Below are 20,102 nucleotides of genomic sequence, written 5' to 3'. Positions count from 1 at the left end.
CTTCGGGCTGGAGCGCAGTCTTGGGTTGTAAGCGGACTCGGGGTCTGGGGCGACTTGGGGCCGTAGCGGCGAGGGGTGGAGGCGAAGCGGGGGTGCTGCCGGTTGGGCGGGTCCCCGCTTCGTCGCGTTCTTCGGAGCGGGGCGCGGTCAGTAGGTGAGGCCGGTGCCGATGCGCTGGCCCGCCACGGGGACCGGGAGCTTCGCGGACGGCTTGGCCTGACCGGACAGGATGCGGGCCAGTGCGGCGATCGCGGGCGCGGTGGACGAATAGGTCGCCACCAGAGCCTTGGCGCTGTCGGCCTTGTCGAGGTCGTAAGGGGCGCCGAGCGCGGCCACGACGGTCGGCTTGGACGCCAGTTTGCGAGTCTGAGCGGCGGTGGCCGACGCGCCGGAGTTCAGCGTCGTGAGGAGCGCGACGTCCGCCTGCCCCAGAGAGCCGGTCGTCTTGACGCCCGCCGCCCGTAGGGCCGCGCCCACCTGGGAGCTCTTCGCCCCGGTGACGTAGACCTTGCGATTCTTCAGCGGAAGGACGTTGCCGACGTTGCGGATGACCGTCACACCGTGCTCGGCGACGCTGCGGGCGAGCGCGTGGTGCTGCGCGGTGTCCACCTGAGAGCCGGCCTTGGCGGGGTCGACGTTCGTGCCGCGGAACAGACCGCGGTGCTCTTTGAGACGCAGGATGCGTGCCACCGCGTCGTTCAGCCGAGCCTGGGAGATCCTGCCCGACTTCGCCGCCTTCAGCACCGCCTGGTAGGCGACCGGCAGGCTCGGTGGCATGAGGAGCTGGTCGGCTCCGGCGTTGATCGCGCGCACCGGGACCACCCGGTCGCTGTACTTCTCGCGGACGCCCTCCATCTGCAGCGAGTCGGTGACGATCACGCCCTGGAAGCCCAGCTTGTTCCGCAGCAGCCCGGTCAGCACGTTCTTGGACAGCGTCGCCGGGTCGCCGCTGCCGTCCAGCTTCGGGACGACGATGTGCGCCGACATCACCGCGTCCGCGCCCGCGGACTCGAACGGCGGCGCGTCGAGGCGTTCCCACGTGGCGGGGCTGTGCTTGATCACCGGCAGGCCGGTGTGGCTGTCGGTGGCCGTGTCGCCGTGGCCGGGGAAGTGCTTGGCGGTCGCGGCGACCCCGGCCTGCTGGTAGCCGGTGACGGCGGCGCGGGTCATCTTCGCGACGAGAGCCGGGTCCGCGCCGAACGAGCGGATGCCGATCACCGGATTCGCCGGGTTGACGTTGACGTCGGCGTCCGGGGCGTAGTTCTGGTTGATCCCGACGGCGCGCAGTTCGGCGCCGGTCGCCTGCGCGGCGGCGCGGGCGTCCTCGACGCGGCCGGACGCGCCGAGCGTCATGTTGCCGGGGAACCTCGTCACGAACGGCGTCCGCGACACGATGCCCTGCTCCTCGTCCACGCCGATGAGCATCGGGATCTTGGACGCCTTCTGCAGCGCGTTGGACAGCTGGGCCGTCGAGCGCGGTGTCCTCAGGTTCTCCGGGAAGTAGATGACGCCGCCCACGTGGTACTTGCGGATCATCGCCGTGCCGGCGGACGCGCTCCCGACCGTGGGCACGAAGAGCTGCCCGACCTTCTCCTCGGTGCTCAGCTTCGCCACATATCCGGGCACCCAGTCCGGCCGGGCGGACGCCGTCCCCAAGGACTTCTGCACCGGCGCGGCGTCGCGGCGTCCCGTCCGCGCGTTGTCACCGCACCCGGCGAGCGAGGCCGCCACCGCGACCGCCACCAAGATCCCGACCGGCCGTCCGACCCCCGCCACGGCCCGTTCCATCCCGGCGCCCTGCCGCGGCGTACCTGCGCTCGTGCCGGACGCGCTCGAATTCGACCTGGACGCGGTCGCATTCGTCCCCGACTCGCTCGCGTCCGGGCAGGGCGTGCTCGTATCCGGCCGGGATGCGCCCGTGTTCGGGCGGGATGTCTTTGGGGTCGGGCGGGGTGCGCTCGCGTGGGGGCGGGTTCTGTCCGGAGTTGGGCGCTGGGTGGTCGCGGTCGGGGAGGAGGGACGTGATGCGCGCACAGTGCTCCCGATGCCGTGACCTGGCCGTGACCTGACCTGGGCGACGGTAGCCGGAGCGTGGCGCGCTGTCCAAACTAACGGCGGGCCGCGTCGGTGATCCTCGGCTTCGGGGCGCGGGACGCCGGGGGCGAACCGGTCGGAACCCTCCCAGAGGAGTCGGGAGGCGACGCGGGGTGGACGGGGATGCGCGTGTCGGTCCAGTCGTAGGTGGTCCCGCTGAAAGCGGGCTCGTCGAACGCGCGGACGGGCAGCGACGCCGAGACGCGCGCCATGAAGGCGTGCCAGATCTCGGCGGGTGCGTCCTCGCCCGATATCGGACGGTTCGCGGCGTCCCGCAGCGTCCGGCCCCGGGTGTCGGCCAGCATGACCGCTGCCGAAAGGTTCGGGACGTACCCGACGTACCAGGCGGCGCGGTTGTGGTCGGTGGTGCCGGTCTTGCCCGCGCTCGCCCGGTCGGGGAGGGCGGCGCGGCGCCCGGTGCCCTCGGTGACCGTCCGCCGCATCGCCCAGGTGACCTGCGCGGACTGCTCGCGGCTCAGCACTCGGGCGCCCGGGCGCGTCCAGGGCAGCGGGACGTCCTTGCCCGAGGCGTCCACGACCCGCGTGACCAGGTGCGGGGCGACCGCGACCCCGCCGTTGGCGAACGCGGCGTAGGCGGCGGCCTGCCGCACCGCCGGGATCGTGGTGATTCCGAGCGTGACGCCCGCCTGCGCCCGGTAAGGACGCAGGATCTGTTCGGGAACTCCCAGGTCCTCGGCCATCCGGACCACGTTCCCGATGCCCGTCTCGAAGGCCAGCTTCATATAGCCGGTGTTCACCGAGAGCGCCGTGGCGCGGCCGAGGTCCACCGCACCGAGCGAGCCGATGTGCTCGTCGTTCTTGATCTTCATGCCGGGCGCCCTCATCGGGGTGAGCTCCCCGTTCGGCGCGAAGTTCAGCGGCGACCTGCCGTAGACCCGCGTCCGGACGCTCGTCCCGCGCCGCACCGCCGCCGCGAGGACGAACGGCTTGAACGTCGAGCCGACCTGCGCGACCGGGTTGAACACGCTGTCGTACTGGCTGCGCGCCGGATCCCCGCCGTAGAACGCCCGGATCGCGCCGTCCCGCGGATCGACCGCGATCAGCCCGCCGCGCACCGACGACGGCCACCGCGACTCACCCGCGCCGCGCACGGCGTCCTCGGCGGCGCGCATCCACCGCTCGTCGAGGCCGGTGTACACGCGCATCCGGCCGTTCACGACACTCTGCGCCGGAATTCCGGCGTCCTCCAGCTCCTCCAGGACCCGCTGCCGGACGAACGTCGCCTGCCCGCTGATCCCCACGCCCTGCCACTCCCGGACGGTCCGGGGGAACCGCTGCGCGCCGGCCTCGCTCCGGCTCAGCTTGCCCATGGCGACCATGCCGTCCAGGACGTACCGCCAGCGGTCGCGCAGCGCCCGGGCGGGTGCGTCGTCACCCTGCGTCCGGAAGTACGCCGGACGCTGGATCATCGCCGCCAGCAGCGCCGCCTCCGCGACCGACAGCTGCCACACGTCCTTGGCGAAGTACGCCCGCGCCGCCGCCTGCACCCCGGACGTCTGCCGTCCGAAGAAGATCGTGTTCAGGTAGAGGTCGAGGATCCGGTCCGGGTCCCGCCGCCGGGCCAGCTTGACCGAGATCATGATCTCCTTGACCTTGCGTCCCAGCGTCCGCCGCCGGCTCAGGCCCTTGTAGTAGTTCCGGGCGAGCTCTGCGTGATCGTCGAACCGCCCTGGGTGTCGCCGCCGGACGCGTTGTTCCACAGGGCCCGGAACGTTCCGCTCAGCGAGACGCCGTGCCCCGAGTAGAACCCGCGGTCCTCGGCCGACAGCACCGCCCACCGGACCCGGTCCGGAATCTGGTCGTGCCGGACCGTCTGCCGGTTCGCGCCCACCCGGAAGATCGGCGTCCGCCCGTCGTCGAAGTAGACCGTCGATCCCTCGTCCGTCACCCCTCGCTGCGGTTCCGTGGGCATCGGCGTCCACACGTAGAGCCCGAACACCCCGCCGATCACCGCCACCAGGAAGAAGGCCACCGTCCCAAGGGCCCACCGCAACCACCGCCGTCCCCGTCTCTTCCTACGAGCGCCACCGCCTCCTCTAGCCGAAGGCGCGGAGCGCGAGGGTGAGGCTGGGGCGGAAGGTGCGGAGGACGAGGGGCTGGCCGGGGTCGAAGGCGAGGCAGGTTCGGCTGCGAGGGGACGGGCGGGCGCGGATGGTGGAGGCGTCGTCGCGGGAGGTGAAGTGGGTGGGGTGACCGGAGCGGGGGCTCGGTGGGCAGGGGTGGGCCTGGTGGGACGCACGAAGATCACCTCGGTGGTGGGAGGAGTTTCGCCGCCGTCCGGGCGTGGCGGTTGGTGCCCGAATCAGGTATTCGGGCAGGGGTGGGCGTCCTTGAGGAGGGGTCGGCGGGAGCTTGGTCGCGTGAGCCTGACCCTGACGGACGCCCCCTTCGTCCTTTCGGACGCGCGGGGCCGGACGGCGCTGCGTCTGGGATGCGCAGCAATGCGGAACTCGCCACGAAGGTGGCCGGTGCGGCCAGTCGGGACCGGCACCATCGCGCCCACTCTAAGCATGATCACCCGGGCATGCGCAACTCGAGGGAGGTGGGGTGAGTGAGTGCCCGCTGGGATTCAGTGAGCGCTCACTCGTGGTTAGTGAGTATTCACTCACCAGCCGGAACGAAGATTGGCACGTTCCAGGAAGGGGGTGGGGTGGGCGCGCGGCTGGGCGCGCGTCATTCCGGCGGCGGGAAGCCCAGCCGGCGGATCGCCAGGGACGCGGCGCCCACGGCGCCGTCGCCCGCGCGTCGCGGGTCGGCGTCGAAGCGGACCCGCAGGCCCGCGCGCACCGCGTCGGCCACCGGCCCGTCCCGCAGCACCGAGCCGTGCATGACGACCGGCGCGGACGGGTCGGTCAGCGCGGCGCGGACGGCGTCCACGTCGCGCAGCAGCCACTCGGCCGCCTCCTCGGTGATCCGGCGGGCCACCGCGTCCCCCGCGGCGGCCGCTGCCGCGACCACCGGCCCGAGCCTGCCGAGGGCCGCGGGCGGGCGGCCGTAGACCTCCTTGATGATGGCCTGCGCGAGGGCAGGGTTCTGCGGGACGCGCGACGCCGGCTCGCGGGCCAGCGTCGTGGTGCCGCCCGCGCCGAGCGACGTCCCGTTCACCGCCGCCCCGGCGAAGGCCAGGGCGGGCGCGGGGGTCGCGGCGGGACGGTGCTGGGTGCACTGGTGGCGGGGGGTTGCGGCGCCCAGTTCGGACAGCACGGCCTGGCCGAGCAGCGCGCGCGGCACCGACTCGGTGAGCAGGGTGGGGCGGCTGCGGCCGTCCAGCGCGGCGAGCGCGGCGCGCACCGCCTCGCGGCCGAGCCACACCGCCGACCCCTCGTCCCCGACGAGCCAGCCGTAGCCGTCCGCCCGGCGCACGATCGCGCCGTCGCTGATCACCGCGGCGCCCGCGCCGGTGCCGGAGAACACCACGATGCCCTTCTGGGCGGTGGTGCCGGCCGCGAACGCCACGGCGATGTCGGTGACGACGGCGGGGGATCCGCGCAGGCCGCAGGCGTGCCAGGCGCGCCGGGCGGCCGAGACCGCCGCGGGACGTCCGGCCGAGCCCGCGCCCGCGATCCCGAAGACGCCGGTGAGGACGAGCGAGCGGTCCACGTCGCCGAGGGCCTCGCTCAGGGCCGTGGTGAGGGCACCCGCGGTGTCGCCTCCGGAATTGGGGTTCGCGCCGGGACCGGTTCCGGTTCCGGCCAGCGCGCCCCCGAGAGTCAGCACTACACAGCGGGTCTTCGTGCCACCCGCGTCTATGCCGATCACGTAAGGACCGGCCAAATGGGTCAACACATGGCGACCGTAGCCTTTTCTACCGTTGACGTGACATCGCGGGGGTAAGAAAATTTCTTCCATGAGGAAACCCACCGGCTCAGAGTCGGGGAGTAGTGGGGGTGGGGCGACCCGGGAGACAGCACGGGACGAGGCGACGTCGCAGACGCCGCTGAGCACCGTGGTGCGGGTGCGGTCGCTGCTGCCCTCGCTTCCACCGGCGGAGCGCAGAGTCGCGCAACGCGTCATCGACGACCCCGAGGGGGTCGCGAACTCGACCATCACCGAACTCGCCCAGAACTGCGGCACCTCCGAGACCACGGTCATCAGGTTCTGCCGGGCGATCGGGTTTCATGGTTATCCAGAGCTGCGGTTGACCCTCGCGACGGAGGCGGGGAGGGCCCAGAGCGCCACCGGCGGGCGGGTCATCGGCAGCGACATCAGTCCGGACGACTCCCTTGAGCAGATCGTGGAGAAGGTCACCTTCGCCGATGCGCGCGCCGTCGAGGAGACGGCGGCCCAGCTCGACATCAAGATGCTCGAGCAGGTCGTCGACGTCATCGTGGCCGCCGAACGCGTGGACGTGTACGGGGTCGGCGCGAGCGCCTTCGTCGCCCTGGACTTCCAGCAGAAACTCCACCGCATCGGGAGGGTCTGCTACGCCTGGTCCGACGCCCACATCATGCTCACCAGCGCCGCGCTGCTCGGCGCGGGGGACGTCGCGGTCGGGATCTCGCACACGGGCGCGACGGTGGAGACCATCGACGCGCTGGAGGTCGCCAAGAGCAAGGGGGTCACCACGGTAGCTCTGACCAACTTCCCGAAATCGCCCATCGCCGACGTCGCCGACCTCATCCTGACGACGGCCGCGCGGGAGACCACCTTCAGGTCGGGCGCGACGGCCAGCAGGCTCGCGCAGCTGACCGTGGTGGACTGCGTGTTCGTCGGGGTCGCGCAGCGCACCTTCGGCCCCACCCGCAAAGCCCTTGAGGCCACGTTCGAGGCGGTCCGCGGCCGGACCGTGCGACCCGACCGGAGGCGTCGGTGATCGAGGTTGATCTGCCCACCGAGGGGCGCAATCCGCGCACCCTCGACGTCGACACCCTCCCCACCCTGGAGGTGCTGCGCCGCATCAACGCCGAGGACGCCACCGTCCCGGCCGTCGTGGCGGCCGTCCTGCCCCAGCTCGCCCAGCTCGTCGACCTCGCCGTGGAGTCGCTGCGGCGCGGCGGCCGGGTGCACTACTTCGGCGCGGGCACGTCGGGGCGCCTGGCCGTGCTGGACGCGGCGGAGCTCCCGCCCACGTTCGGCATGTGGAACCGCGTCGTCGCCCATCACGCGGGCGGTCCCGGCGCGTTCACCCAGGCCGTCTCCGAGGTGGAGGACGACGTGGACCTCGGCGCGTCCGACGCCGCCGCGGTCGAGCCGGGCGACGTCGCGATCGGCGTCGCGGCGTCCGGACGCACCCCCTACGTCATCGGCGCCCTCCGCGCGGCCGCGGCCGCCGGGGCGCACACCGCCCTGATCTCCTGCAACCCCAACGCGCCGTACGGCGACGAGGTCGCCGTGCACATCCCGCTGGCCACCGGACCCGAGGTGATCAGCGGCTCGACGAGGATGAAGGCGGGCACCGCCACCAAGCTGGTGCTCAACTCGTTCTCCACCACGCTCATGATCAGGCTGGGGCGCACCTACTCCAACCTGATGGTCAGCGTGAACGCCCTCAACTCCAAGCTCCGCGCGCGCCTCGTCCGCATCCTCACCGAGGCGACCGGAATGGATTCCAGCTCCTGCGCCGCCGCGCTGGCCGAGGCCGGCGGCAACACCCGCGTCGCCCTGGTCAGCCTGCTCGGCGAGGTCCCCGCGGACCGCGCCACCGTCCTCCTGGAGGAGAGCGACGGCGGCGTCCGCGAGGCTCTGCAAAGGCTCCGCTCGGCCTGATCCGCTCCGCCTCGGGATCGTCCGCAGCTGCCCCCGCACCCGCTGCGACGATCACCCGGCACCGCCGGTACCGCCGGGCCGGGGACGCGCCGTCCGCGCGTCCCTCGGCCCGGACGGTCCCGGGCCACCTCACGTCCGTCCGGGCCGGGGATCCGGCGCGAGCGCAGAACGAGGTTCGGCCGAAAGGGGGCTGGGGCAGGAGGGATCCTGCCTAGACTGTGGCGGATATGACCGAGCTGAGCGGCGGGGAAGGCGTCCCGGACACCGGGCCGTCCGAGGCGTGCGCGGTGCGCCTGCCTGCGCCGACGCCTCCGAGCCCGCACGAGTCGGTGCCCCCGCACCCACCCGCGCCCACGCCCGCTGCCCCCTCCGCGTCAACGTTTGCGGGCTCGTCTGCGCCCGCAGGCCCGTCCGCCTCCGCGCCTGCGGGGCTCTCCGCGCAGGCGCCTGCAGAGGCGTCCGCATCCGCGCTTGCGCGTTTGGGCGCGTTCGGGCGGCTTGCCGCGTTCGCGCGGTCGGGCTCGGCTGCGGGTCTGTTCGCGCGGCTGCCTGCGCGGGGGCGGGTGGTGGCCGTGGCGCGGACGCACTGGATGTTCCTGTCGCTGCTCGTGGCGGGCGTCCTGCTGCGGGCGACGGCGATGCTCGGATACCGGTGGGTCATGTGGTTCCCGGATTCGGAGGACTATCTCTCCGGGGCGATCAACCTCAATCCGAACCTGGTCCGGCCGAGCGGGTACTCGCTGTTCCTCTGGCTGATCAAGCCGCTGCACAGCCTGGCCGCGGTGTCGCTGTTGCAGCACCTCATGGGCCTCGCGGTCGCGGTCATGCTCTACCTGCTGGCCCGGCGGGCGCGCGCGCCGAGGTGGCTGGCGGCGCTCGCCACGGTGCCCGTCCTGCTGGACGCCAACCAGGTGCAGCTCGAACACATGATGATGTCGGACACGCTGTTCGGCTTCCTGGTGATGGCGGCGGTCCTGGTCCTGCTGTGGCGCGGGACGGGACACCGGGTCCTCGCGCTCGCCGGGGCGGGCGGGCTGCTGCTCGGCCTCGCGACGATCACCCGGTCGGCCGGGCTGCCGCTGCTCGGCGTCGCGGCGGTGGTGATGCTCATCCGCCGGACGGGCTGGCGGCCACTGCTGGCCATGCTCGCGGCGGGCGCGGTCCCGGTTGTGGCGTATTCGGCCTGGTTCGGGATCGACCACGGGCAGTTCTCGCTGACCCGCAGCACCGGCGTCTTCCTGTACGGACGCGTCGCGCCGTTCGCCGACTGCAAGAAGATGGACGTCCCGGTCGAGCAGATGCCGCTGTGCCTGTCGAGCGATCCGAAGCACCGGTCCGTCCGCGAGTCGTACATCTGGGGGCCGCGCGCGCCGCGCTACCGCGTCGAGGCGACCGGGTTCACGCCCGAGGGGGAGCGGCTCGCGTTCGACTTCGCCGTCCGGGCGATCACCCGCCAGCCCGGCGACTACCTCGAGGTCGCCGCCACCGACCTCGGCCGGACGGTCCGCTGGGACCACCCCGCCTTCCCCGACCGGACGACCTACAAGCACTACCTCTTCGGCCCGGAGACCTTCAATCCCGACCCCAAGGCCGAGCCGTACGTGCGCGCGTACGATCCCGGCTACAAGCCGACCGTGGCGTCCGAGCCGTACGCGTCGTTCCTCGGCGGCTACCAGAAGGTCGCTTACCTGCCCGGCACCCTGCTCGGCCTGATCATCCTCGGGGCCGCGGTGTTCATGGTGCGGCTGCGGCGCTGGGAGGTCCTGCTGCCGTGGCTGATCGGGACGGTGCTGCTCGTCGTCCCGACGCTGACCGCGCAGTTCGACTACCGGTACGTCCTGCCCGCCGTGCCGCTGATGTGCCTGGCGTTCGTCCTGGCCGTGCGTCCGCCCGCGCCCGAACCGCGGGACGACCCGCCCATCGCGGACGAACCGGACACCGACGCCGAGGGGATGCGCCGTAACGGACGGATCGGACGTCTCCTAGCATCGAAGGCGTGACCCCCCGAGCAGTGATCACCGACTGGGGCGGCGTGCTGACCTCGCCGCTCAACCAGGCCGTGGACGCGTGGCTGGCCGCCGACCGCGTCGACGCCGACGGCTACCGCAGCGTCATGCGCGCCTGGGTGAAGCAGGCGTACGACGGCACCGGGACCAACCCGATCCACGGGCTGGAGGACGGCTCGCTCGCGCCCGACGAGTTCGAGCGCCTCCTCGCCGCCGAGCTGCGCACGGTGGACGGCGGCCCCGTCACCGCCGCGGGCCTCATCGAGCGCATGTTCGCCGGGTTCGCGCCGGTCGAGGAGATGTACGCGCTGCTGGAGGAGGTCCGCGCGGGCGGCGCGCGGACGGCCCTGCTGTCCAACTCGTGGGGGAACGTCTACCCGCGCGACCGCTGGACCGGGCTCTTCGACGCCGTGGTGATCTCCTGCGAGGTCGGCATGCGCAAGCCCGACGAGGCGATCTTCCGCCACGCCGTGGACCTGCTGGGCCTCGACCCCGCCGAGTGCGTCTTCATCGACGACATCGTCCACAACACGCGCGCCGCCGAGTCCCTCGGGATGCACGGCGTCCACCACACGACGGCGTCCGAGACCCGCGCCGCCCTGACCGCCCTCGGCCTCCTCCCCTGACCCACCCGCGTCCGCCTCGGCCCGCGTCCGCCTCGGTCCGCGTCCGCTCGGTGGGCGTCCGGCGCGGGTGGGGTGAGGCGGGGCGGGCGGGCTGAGCTGGGGGTGTGGCAGACTGGCGGGGTCATGCGCGTCTATCTGCCGTCCACACTCGCCGACCTCGCGCGCGTCCTGAAGGACCGTGAGGCCGGTCCCGCGCCGCTGAGCGGGTACGCGGTCACTCCGGCGCTGCGCGAGTGGTACGCCGCCGGTGACACCGAGGAGCTGGAGTACGCGGCGATGACGGCCGCGGCCCGGGCCTCGCTGCGGCTGCTGGCCGGCGATCCGGAGGCCGCGCCGCGCCGCGTGGTGCTGGCCGCCGAGGTGCCGGACGACGCGGTCCGCCCGGCGCGCGACGAGGACGAGCCCGCGCGCGTGGAGATCACCGCCGCCGTCCCGTGGAAGAAGATCGCGTCCGGGCACGTGGACGACGCGGAGGCCGAGGCCGACGTGCGCGCCGCCGCCCTGGCCGTCCCCGCCGCCGACGCGGGCGACGAGGACGCGTCCTTCACCGTGGACGGCGCGGAAGGCCACGAGCTCCTCTGGTACGCCACCCAGGAACTCGCCCACCTCCTCTGACCCGCGCCGCGCCACGCCACCGCGCCACGCCATCGCGCCACGCCATCGCGCCACGCCATCGCGCCACGCCATCGCGCCACGCCACCGTGTCGTGTTGCCGCGCCGCCGTGCCGGGGACTCGCGTAGGGAGGGCGGGGGGCGGGTAGATCTCCGGGACTGACGACGATGTCGGAGATCAGGGGAGCCATTGATGGACGCCGTCACGAACGTCCCGGTGCCGGTCAACGAGCCGGTGAAGGGGCATGCGCCGGGCAGTCCCGAGCGGGCCGCGCTGGAGGCGCGGATCAAGGAGCTGCGCGGGACGCCCGTCGAGCTGACCATGACGATCGGCGGTGAGCGGCGGCTCGGCGGCGGTGATCCGATCGAGCTGGTCGAGCCGCACCGCCGCGCGCACGTGCTCGGCACGATGGGGAACGCGACGGCGCTGGACGTGCGGGAGGCCGTCAGCGCCGCGCGCGAGGCGGCGGCCGGGTGGCGGGCGCTGTCCTTCGAGGACCGTGCGGCGATCTTCCTGAAGGCGGCGGACCTGCTGTCCGGGCCGTGGCGGGCGACGCTGAACGCGGCGACCGTCCTCGGGCAGTCCAAGTCGGTGCAGCAGGCGGAGATCGACGCGGCCGCCGAGCTGATCGACTTCTGGCGGTTCAACGCGTCCTACGCGCGGCAGCTGTACGAGCAGCAGCCGATCAGCTCGCCGGGCGTGTGGAACCGGATGGACTACCGGCCGCTGGAGGGCTTCGTCCTGGCGATCACGCCGTTCAACTTCACCTCGATCGCCGCGAACCTGCCGACCGCGCCCGCGCTGATGGGCAACACGGTGGTGTGGAAGCCGTCGCCGACGCAGCAGCTCGCCGCGCACCACACGATGCGGCTGCTGGAGGCGGCCGGGCTGCCGCCGGGCGTGGTGAACCTGGTCACCGGGGACGGGACGGCGGTGTCGGAGGTCGCCCTGGCCCATCCCGAGCTCGCCGGGATCCACTTCACCGGAAGCACGGGCACGTTCCAGCACCTCTGGCGGACGGTCGGCGAGAACATCGCGAACTACCACGGCTACCCGCGCCTGGTCGGTGAGACGGGCGGCAAGGACTTCGTGGTCGCGCATCCGTCCGCCGACGTGGGCGTCCTGAAGACGGCGCTGGTCCGGGGCGCGTTCGAGTACCAGGGGCAGAAGTGCTCGGCGGCCTCGCGCGCGTACCTTCCGCGCTCGCTCTGGGCGCGGATCCGCGACGACTTCATCGGCGAGGTCGAGTCGCTGCCGATGGGCGACGTCGCCGAGGACCTGAACCTGTTCCTCGGCGCGGTGATCGACGAGCGGGCGTTCGCCAAGCACAGGGCGGCGCTCGATCGAGCGCGGGCGTCCGACGCGATCCGGATCGTGGCCGGAGGGAGCGCCGACGAGTCGGAGGGCTGGTTCGTGCAGCCGACCGTCCTGGAGTCGTCCGATCCCGAGGACGAGATCTTCACGACCGAGTACTTCGGCCCGATCCTCGGCGTCCACGTCTACGACGACGGCGACTACGACGCGATGCTCAGGCAGATGGAGGGGATCGCGCCGTACGCGCTCACCGGCTCGATCATCGCCCAGGACCGCGCCGCGATCGCGGCGGCGACCGAGAGCCTGCGGTTCGCGGCGGGGAACTTCTACATCAACGACAAGCCGACCGGGGCCGTCGTCGGGCAGCAGCCGTTCGGCGGCGCGCGCGCGAGCGGCACCGACGACAAGGCCGGATCGATCCTCAACCTGACCCGCTGGACGAGCGCGCGGGCGATCAAGGAGACGTTCGCGCCCCCGACCGACTACCGCTACCCGCACATGGGCGGATGAACGACAGGTAGCCGCCAACGTGCTCGGCCGTCCGCCAACGTGCCCCGGCCGTTCGCCAACGTGCCCGGCCGTCCGCCAACGTGCCCCGGCCGTTCGCCAACGTGCCCGGCCGTTCTACGGCGTGCCCGGCCGTTCGAGGACGTGCTCGGCCGTCCGGTGTCCGCGGTGGCGAGGTTCGGCTGACCTCGCATGCCGGGGGCGCGGACGGTCGGCTAACCTCGCGCCATGCCGACGACGAACCGCCTGGTGCTCTGGAACGTGGACCACACTCTCGTGGATGTCGGGCGGGTCACCCGGGACGCCTACGCGGAGGCGTTCCGGCGCACGACGGGCCGTCCGCTGGTCCGGCTCGCCCCGACGCCGGGACGCACCGAGTCGGAGATCATCTTCGAGACGCTGGCGTTCAACGACATCGTCACGACCGACGACCACCTGCCCGTGTTCACGGCCGCGCTGACCGACGCGTTCGCGGCCCGCCGCGCCGATCTGGCCGCGCAGGGGCGCGTGCTGCCGGGCGCGCGCGAGGCCGTGGCCGCGCTGTCCCGCCTGCCGGGGACGGTGCAGTCGGTCCTGACGGGATCGCTCCAGCCGAACGCGGTGCTGAAGCTCACCGAGCTGGGCCTCGCCGACCATCTGGACCTTGAGGCGGGCGGCTACGAGAACGGTGTCTACTCCAAGGCGGCTTTGCTGGAGCTCGCGCGCACGCGCGCGGGTGAACGCCATGGCGCGGCGTACGGCGAGAAGCAGACCGTCTACCTCGCCGACCATCCCCGCGACGTCCAGGCCGCGCATATCGCCCGATCTCCGATCATCGGGGTCGCGACGGGCAGCGCGACGGTCGCGGAGCTGCGCTCGGCGGGGGCGGACGCCGTGCTGTCCGATCTGTCGGACAGTGATGCGGTCGTCCGCGCTGTCGTGGAGCTGACCGACGCCCCCTGAGCCGTCATGTGTGGGCCGCCCACACATGCCGTCCGGAATCGTCCGAAGTCGCGAGGGTTGCGCCGGACGGTTCCGGGGTCCGATCCTGGGAACGCCTCGTGAGGTGACGGGGCTGGAGGGGAGTTCACGCATGTCCCAGCAGGTGCCCGAGGGTCTTCCGCTGTGGGAGCCGTCCGACGAGGTGGTGGCCAACGCGCGGGTGACCCATTTCCGGAACTGGCTGATGGACCGGGGCGTGCTCACCGAGTCCTACGCCGAGCTCTGGAAGTGGTCCACCACCGAGATCGACGCCTTCTGGGACTCGGTCTGGGACTACTTCGGCGTGCTCGGCGACCGCGGGGACGGCCCGGTCCGCACCGGCGGGAAGATGCCGGTGGACGGCCTGCGCTGGTACCCCGGCGCGACCCTCAACTACGCGCGCAACGCCCTGGAGCTCGCGCCCGGCGAGCCGGACGACACCGCCGTGATCTTCCGGTCCGAGGCGGGCGGGCACCGCGTGATCGGCCGGCGCGAGCTGTCCGCGCACGTCGCCGAGGTCCGCGCGGGCCTGGCCGCCCTCGGTGTCGGACGCGGCGACCGCGTCGCGGCGTACATCCCGAACATCCCCGAGGCGCTGGTCTGCTTCCTCGCCACGGCGTCGCTCGGCGCGATCTGGTCGTCCTGCTCGCCGGACTTCGGGGCGTCCTCGGTGATCGACCGGTTCGCGCAGATCGAGCCGAAGGTCCTGATCGCGGTGGACGGCTACGCCTACAACGACCGCCGCTTCGACCGGCGCGAGGTCGTCCGGGACATCGAGGCCGCGCTGCCCACGGTCACCGCGACCGTCCTGATCCCGTACCTCGACCCGGCGTCCACGCCGGACGGCCTGCGCGCCGGGATGTCCTACGCCGACCTGCCGCGCCCGGGCGCGGAGCCGGAGTTCGAGGACGTCCCGTTCGACCATCCGCTGTGGGTGGTCTACTCGTCCGGCACGACGGGCCTGCCGAAGCCGATCGTGCACGGGCACGGCGGCATCGTCCTGGAGCACCTCAAGGCGCTGTCGTTCCACCAGGACCTCGGCCCCGGCGACGTGTTCTTCTGGTACACCACCACCGGCTGGATGATGTGGAACTACCTGGTCGGCGGCCTGCTCGTCGGCGCGACGGTGGTGATGTACGACGGCGCGCCCGGCGACCTGTGGCAGCTCGTCGCCGACAACGGCGTCACGTACATGGGCGTCGGCGCGCCCTACATCACCGCGTCGATGAAGCTGCGCCGTCGTCCGGGCGAGAAGTACGACCTGTCGCGGCTGCGCGGCATCGGCTCGACCGGCTCGCCGCTGCCGCCCGAGGGCTTCGCCTGGGTGTACGACGCAGTCGGCAAGGACCTGCTGGTCGGCTCGATGTCCGGCGGGACGGACGTGTGCACCGCCTTCATCGGGCCGTCCCCGCTGCTGCCGCTGTACGCGGGCGTGCTCCAGTGCCGCTGCCTCGGCGCCCGGATCGAGTCGTTCTCGGAGTCGGGACGGCCGGTCGTCGACGAGGTGGGCGAGCTCGTCCTGACCGAGCCGATGCCGTGCATGCCGGTGTCCTTCTGGAACGACGAGGACGGGCACCGCTACCGCGAGTCCTACTTCGAGATGTTCCCCGGCGTCTGGCGGCACGGCGACTGGATCAAGATCCGGCCGGACGGCGGCTGCGTCATCTACGGCCGGTCCGACTCGACGCTGAACCGCGGCGGGGTCCGCATGGGCACCGCCGACTTCTACCGCGTCGTCGAGGGCTTCGACGAGATCGCCGACAGCCTCGTCATCGACACCGGACGCCTCGGCGAGGAGGGCCGGCTCCTGCTCTACGTCCAGATGGCCGAGGGCGAGGAGTTCACCGACGAGCTGGCCGACCGGCTGAAGCGCGAGCTGCGGTCCGCGCTGTCGCCCCGGCACGTTCCGGACGAGTTCCACGTCGTGCCCGGCGTCCCGCGCACGCTGTCCGGGAAGAAGCTCGAAGTCCCGGTCAGGAAGATCCTCCAGGGGACCCCGATCGAGAAGGCCGCGAACACGGGTGCCATGGCGAACCCCGAAGTCCTGAAGTACTACCTGCGCGAATCCGAGAGCTGACCTTTAGGCGAAAGCCTCGGTTACTTGGCCGAACGGCTCTCGCCATAGGCCAGGACGTCGGAACGGCGGTAAAGGCGGCGGACGCGTCCGCCGCCTAGCTGCTCCTCGTGCGCGGGCGTAGGCCAGCCCGCAGGAGGACGCTTCGCGTAAACGGTGGCGCTCGACTGGGCGAGCCCGAGAATCCTCGCGGCTTCGGCGAGCGTCACCAGGTCGTCTGGGTCTTGCTCGTGCGCGGCGGCGTGCGCGGCGTTCGCGGTGTTCGCTTCGTATTCGGCGAACCAGGCGGACCATTCGGCGTCGTCCCAGTACAGCGCCTTGCCGACCTGGCGGGCGGGCGCGGGATGCCCGTTGCCTGCGCGCTCGCTCCACAGCTGCTTGAGGCGGTGGCGGCTCAGCCCGTGCTTCGCGCCGAGCTCGTCGCGGGTGAGCAGGCCGTCCGGGATGCTCTCGGACTCGCGTGCCGCGTACCAGGCGTCCCACGCGTCGGCGTCCCACGCCTTCTGCGAGCCGACCGTCCCCACGGGCTCGGGATGGCCGTTGGCGGCGCGCTCGCGGAACCACTTCTCCAGCGTGCTGCGCCCGATGCCGCGCTCGGCCATCAGGTCGGCGCGGGTGTAGACGCGTCGTCCGTCCAGGAAGCTCATGCGTTCGATTATCCGAGCCCGAGACGGGCGAGCCGTCCGCACGGAGGGCCGTGGCGTGTCCGCGCTGGCCGTCGATCCGCGGCGTCCTCTCCGGACACCGATCCGCGGTGCGTGGCCGACTCGCAACGGACGGACGCACCGCGGACCGGTGGACGGTCAGTTTTGTGCCGAGTCCTTCGGCGACGCCTCAGGCGGCGGGCCCGACTGCGCAGCGGGCTCCGAAGCGGGCCGCGCGGTGGACTGCGCGGTGGCCTGTCCTGCGGGCTCTGCGGCGGTCTGCGCCGCGGGCTGCTCGGCCGATGACGCGTCGGACGGCGCCGCGGACGGCGCGTCGTGCTGCGCGTCGTGCTTCGCCGCGGGTTGCGCGGCCTGCTGCTCGGCGGGCGGCCCGGCGTGCTGCTCGGTGGGCTGCGCGGCGGGCTGCGCGGCCGGGTTCGCGTCCGAGTCGGCCCCCGCCGGCGGCGCGGGTGGAAGGTGGGGCAACGGCACCCACCCGGGACGTGCGGCCCCGACGTAGTTCGCGCGGTACCAGCCGCGCAGCCGCTCGAACGTCACGGTCCGGCCGGTGTGGGGCGAGTGGATGAACAGCCCCTTCCCGGCGTAGATCCCGACGTGCCCGAGCCCGTGGAAGAACACGAGGTCGCCGGGCCGCAGCCGGTTGATCGGGACGTGCGGACGGGTCACCCGGTACTGGTCCGCGGCGACGCGCGGCAGCTTGACCCCGGCGTGCCGCCAGGCCTGCTGGGTCAGACCTGAGCAGTCGAAGCCCCTCGGTCCGCTGCCGCCCCACACGTAGGGACGGCCGATCTGCCACGTTGCGAAGCGGACGGCCTGTTCCGCGCGCGCCTGCCAGCGCCGCATCAACCGTGCGCGCTGCCGCCGGACGGCCTCGCGTCGCGCGACGCGCGTCCGGGCGCCGAGCTCGGTGCTTCCGGTACGCGTGTGCGGCGTCCGGGCCGCTTCGCGACGTGCGGGCCGTCCGGCCGGTCGTGCGGCGCGGGACGTTCTTCCCGATGCCCTCGCCGCCTGTTTCGCTCGCGCCACGTCCGCCGATGGTGCGGACCTGACGGTAATGGCCCGCCGTTCGACGGAACGTCGCGTGGTGGAAAGGTTCGGATTCGGTTGCTCTCCCGTCGGTCGTTCGTCCCCGGATCGCTCCGGGTTCGCCGCCGGTATCTGCTCCGGACTCGCGGTCGGGCCGCCGTCCCGCGCCGGGACCCCTGCCGGGATCTCCGCCGGGACGGGCCGCGCCTCGGCCACTCCGGTACCCAACGCGAGCGTCAGGGTCACGGTGAGCGGGACCGCGCCGGTCACGGCCTTTAAGGGGATGGACATGCCTGTCGTACCTCCTTGCAAGATCGTCAGGCGGACCGATACCCCGGCCGTGTCGATCACACTCATGTAATTCTTCGAAAATACGGTTCTCACCTGGGGAAATGTGGGATGGCGCCGGGATTGTGCGGTATCGCGGCCCGTCCCTTCCCACTAGGCTGGAGTGGACCGAAACCGTCCGATGCGGCGTGTCGGGTCAGATCGCGTCGTAAGGTCGCAGGGACGGGTGAACCTCCCCGGGTGCTGGGGCGTCCCACACTCACCGGGACCGCTCCGTGCGGTCGCGGCCCGTGACCGACCGAGGCGGGCGGGGACGCCGCGACGGCTCCGGAACGGTTCGGTCCGACGACGACACGAGAGGGGCGGTCTCGCGACATGGAGGTTGGGGCGCTGCGGTCCGGAGACCCGGAGCGGCTGGGACAGTACGCCCTGATCGGCCGGCTCGGCGAGGGCGGCCAGGGCACGGTGTACCTGGCCACCGGCGAGGACGGCCGCCGCGTGGCGGTCAAGCTGCTGCACGCCGACCTCACCGCCGACGACCGGGCCCGCGCCCGGTTCCTGCGCGAGCTCGACGTCGCCAAGCGCGTCGCGCCGTTCTGCACCGCGCAGGTCATCGACGCGGACGCGACCGGCGACCGGCCCTACATCGTCAGCGAGTACGTTCCCGGCCCGTCGCTGAACCAGCTCGTGCTGGAGGACGGCCCGCTGGCGGGCGCGGCGCTGGAGCGGCTCGCGGTCGGCACCGCGACCGCGCTCGCCGCCATCCACCAGGGCGACATCGTCCACCGCGACTTCAAGCCGCACAACGTGCTGATCGGCCCGGACGGCCCGCGCGTCATCGACTTCGGAGTCGCGCGCGCGATCAGCGGCTCCACCACGCTCACCAGCAAGGTGATCGGCACGCCGTCCTACATGGCGCCCGAGCAGATCCGCGCGGAGGGCGCGGGCACCCCGGCGGACGTGTTCTGCTGGGCCGCGACCGTGGCGTTCGCGGCCACCGGACGCCCGCCCTTCGGGCAGGACACCATCCCCGCCGTCATCAACCGGATCCTGCACGAGGAGCCGGACCTCGGCGGCCCGGACGAGCTCGGCGGCCCGCTGCGCGACCTGGTCGTCGACTGCCTCGCCAAGGACCCCTCGTCCCGCCCGCACGCCCGCCAGGTGCTGATGCGGCTGCTCGGCCACGAGGACTACAGCACCCAGGCCACGCCGATCGCGCCCGCGCCGGCGCAGGCCGACGACGAGACCTCGATCCTCGCCGCGGGCAGCGTCGTCGCCGCCGACTTCGCCGAGGAGAACGAGCGGCACCGGCGCCGGTTCGGCCGCCGCCGGACGAGCCCGACCCCGATCCCGGTCCAGCCGCCGGCGCCCGACCGGGCCGCGACGGCCGGCCAGGGGCCGTCCCGGCTGCCGACTCCCGCCGAGTTCGCCGCGCAGCAAGGCGGTGACGACCTCGGCAGCACCCGCGGCATCGCGCCGTTCGACGCGCGCACCACCCAGCCGAAGGCAGGCCCGGCGCGGCGCTCGTCGCTCACCGGCAGGCTCGGCACCGGCCGCGCCGCCGCGCTCGCGGGCGCGGTCGCGGCGCTGATCGCGGTGGTCATCGTCTCGGCGGTGCTCGCGCTGAGCCCCGGCGGCAACGGCGCGGCCACGCAGAAGGTCGGCGACAACGACCCGCAGCCGGGCACGAGCGAGCCGTCCGGCACGGCGCCGTCCCGTCCGGCCACCGTGCCGACCCGGCACCACTCGACCGGCACGGTCACCCCGACCGACGAGCCGACCGACACGCCGAGCGACACCTCGTCGCCGTCCCCGACCGACTCGTCCACGCCGACGCACCCGACGCCGACCGGCAGCGACACGAGCACGCCGACGCACACCGGCACGCCGACGCACTCGCCGCCGCCGTCCTCGCCGCCGCCCGTCACGCCGTCCTCGCCGTCCGGAGGCGGCAGTGGAAGCGGCGGAGGCGGAGGCAGCTCGAGCGGCCAGGGCAAGCCGTCGAACTCCGGTCACTAATCCCTTTGGCGGTCCGGCCGTAATCCGGCCGGACCGCGTTTCACCGTCGCCGCGAGGCCGCGTTCCGTCCGCGCGTCCGCGCCCCGCCGAGGGGCTCTTCCGCGCTCGGCCGAGCTTTCGCCGGGACGCTCGCGGACCCGCCCGTCCCACCGGCATCTCCGGTCCGTCCCTCCACGCCGCGAC

At 72.9% G+C, this 20,102-nt stretch carries 15 protein-coding genes; 9 read left to right on the top strand and 6 right to left on the bottom strand.

Annotated features, from left to right (window positions below):
- Positions 1–147: 147 nt before the first annotated feature.
- The 4 genes from ACFPCY_RS24175 to ACFPCY_RS24160 form a co-directional block, all read right to left on the bottom strand.
- Positions 148–1,788: a glycoside hydrolase family 3 protein gene (locus ACFPCY_RS24175; RefSeq protein WP_378258785.1), complete on the bottom strand. Its 1,641-nt coding sequence runs from the start codon at positions 1,786–1,788 to the stop codon at positions 148–150.
- A gap of 320 nt (positions 1,789–2,108) precedes the next feature.
- Positions 2,109–3,815: a transglycosylase domain-containing protein gene (locus ACFPCY_RS24170; RefSeq protein ID WP_378258783.1), complete on the bottom strand. Its 1,707-nt coding sequence runs from the start codon at positions 3,813–3,815 to the stop codon at positions 2,109–2,111.
- Complete coding sequence (locus ACFPCY_RS24165; RefSeq protein WP_378258781.1) at positions 3,734–4,087, bottom strand: transglycosylase domain-containing protein; 354 nt, start codon at positions 4,085–4,087, stop codon at positions 3,734–3,736. Before ACFPCY_RS24165 ends, ACFPCY_RS24170 begins: the two co-directional genes overlap by 82 nt.
- A gap of 701 nt (positions 4,088–4,788) precedes the next feature.
- A complete protein-coding gene (locus ACFPCY_RS24160) occupies positions 4,789–5,832 on the bottom strand; it encodes a BadF/BadG/BcrA/BcrD ATPase family protein (RefSeq protein ID WP_378258779.1) in 1,044 nt (347 codons plus the stop codon).
- A 130-nt stretch (positions 5,833–5,962) separates the two neighbouring features.
- On the opposite strand from ACFPCY_RS24160, the gene ACFPCY_RS24155 reads away from it, so the two are divergent.
- The 8 genes from ACFPCY_RS24155 to ACFPCY_RS24120 all read left to right on the top strand — a co-directional run bounded on the left by ACFPCY_RS24155 (position 5,963) and on the right by ACFPCY_RS24120 (position 15,924).
- On the top strand, positions 5,963–6,928 hold the full coding sequence (locus tag ACFPCY_RS24155) for a MurR/RpiR family transcriptional regulator (RefSeq protein ID WP_378258777.1): 966 nt from the start codon (positions 5,963–5,965) through the stop codon (positions 6,926–6,928).
- A complete protein-coding gene (locus ACFPCY_RS24150) occupies positions 6,925–7,821 on the top strand; it encodes an N-acetylmuramic acid 6-phosphate etherase (protein ID WP_378258774.1) in 897 nt (298 codons plus the stop codon). The genes ACFPCY_RS24155 and ACFPCY_RS24150 overlap by 4 nt, the downstream gene beginning before the upstream one ends.
- Before the next feature lie 572 nt (positions 7,822–8,393).
- Positions 8,394–9,821 carry a hypothetical protein gene (locus ACFPCY_RS24145; RefSeq protein ID WP_378258773.1) on the top strand — a complete coding sequence of 476 codons (1,428 nt, stop codon included), beginning with the start codon at positions 8,394–8,396 and terminating at the stop codon, positions 9,819–9,821.
- Positions 9,818–10,453, top strand: a complete 636-nt coding sequence (locus ACFPCY_RS24140; RefSeq protein WP_378258771.1) for an HAD family hydrolase — start codon at positions 9,818–9,820, stop codon at positions 10,451–10,453. Before ACFPCY_RS24145 ends, ACFPCY_RS24140 begins: the two co-directional genes overlap by 4 nt.
- A 123-nt stretch (positions 10,454–10,576) precedes the next feature.
- Positions 10,577–11,068 (top strand): DUF6912 family protein, encoded by a 492-nt coding sequence (locus tag ACFPCY_RS24135; RefSeq protein WP_378258769.1) that lies wholly within the window; start codon positions 10,577–10,579, stop codon positions 11,066–11,068.
- 190 nt (positions 11,069–11,258) lie between these two features.
- A complete protein-coding gene (gene pruA / locus ACFPCY_RS24130) occupies positions 11,259–12,890 on the top strand; it encodes an L-glutamate gamma-semialdehyde dehydrogenase (protein WP_378258767.1) in 1,632 nt (543 codons plus the stop codon).
- 225 nt (positions 12,891–13,115) lie between these two features.
- A complete protein-coding gene (locus ACFPCY_RS24125) occupies positions 13,116–13,829 on the top strand; it encodes an HAD family hydrolase (protein WP_378258765.1) in 714 nt (237 codons plus the stop codon).
- Between the two features lie 130 nt (positions 13,830–13,959).
- The gene (locus ACFPCY_RS24120) at positions 13,960–15,924 is read left to right on the top strand and encodes an acetoacetate--CoA ligase (protein ID WP_378258763.1); all 1,965 of its coding nucleotides are present in this window, start codon (positions 13,960–13,962) and stop codon (positions 15,922–15,924) included.
- Between the two features lie 20 nt (positions 15,925–15,944).
- Here ACFPCY_RS24120 and ACFPCY_RS24115 read toward each other — a convergent pair whose 3' ends face one another.
- Together ACFPCY_RS24115 and ACFPCY_RS24110 are read right to left on the bottom strand one after the other, a co-directional pair.
- The gene (locus ACFPCY_RS24115) at positions 15,945–16,568 is read right to left on the bottom strand and encodes a hypothetical protein (RefSeq protein ID WP_378258761.1); all 624 of its coding nucleotides are present in this window, start codon (positions 16,566–16,568) and stop codon (positions 15,945–15,947) included.
- Positions 16,569–16,724: 156 nt separating this feature from the next.
- The gene (locus tag ACFPCY_RS24110; protein ID WP_378258759.1) at positions 16,725–17,429 is read right to left on the bottom strand and encodes a C40 family peptidase; all 705 of its coding nucleotides are present in this window, start codon (positions 17,427–17,429) and stop codon (positions 16,725–16,727) included.
- 846 nt (positions 17,430–18,275) lie between these two features.
- Between ACFPCY_RS24110 and ACFPCY_RS24105 the strand changes: the two genes are divergently transcribed.
- The gene (locus ACFPCY_RS24105) at positions 18,276–19,919 is read left to right on the top strand and encodes a serine/threonine-protein kinase (RefSeq protein ID WP_378258757.1); all 1,644 of its coding nucleotides are present in this window, start codon (positions 18,276–18,278) and stop codon (positions 19,917–19,919) included.
- Positions 19,920–20,102 lie beyond the last annotated feature (183 nt).

Source organism: Actinomadura gamaensis (assembly GCF_042652125.1).
GTDB lineage: Bacteria > Actinomycetota > Actinomycetes > Streptosporangiales > Streptosporangiaceae > Spirillospora > Spirillospora gamaensis.
This window is presented reverse-complemented; position numbering and strand designations above follow the sequence as displayed.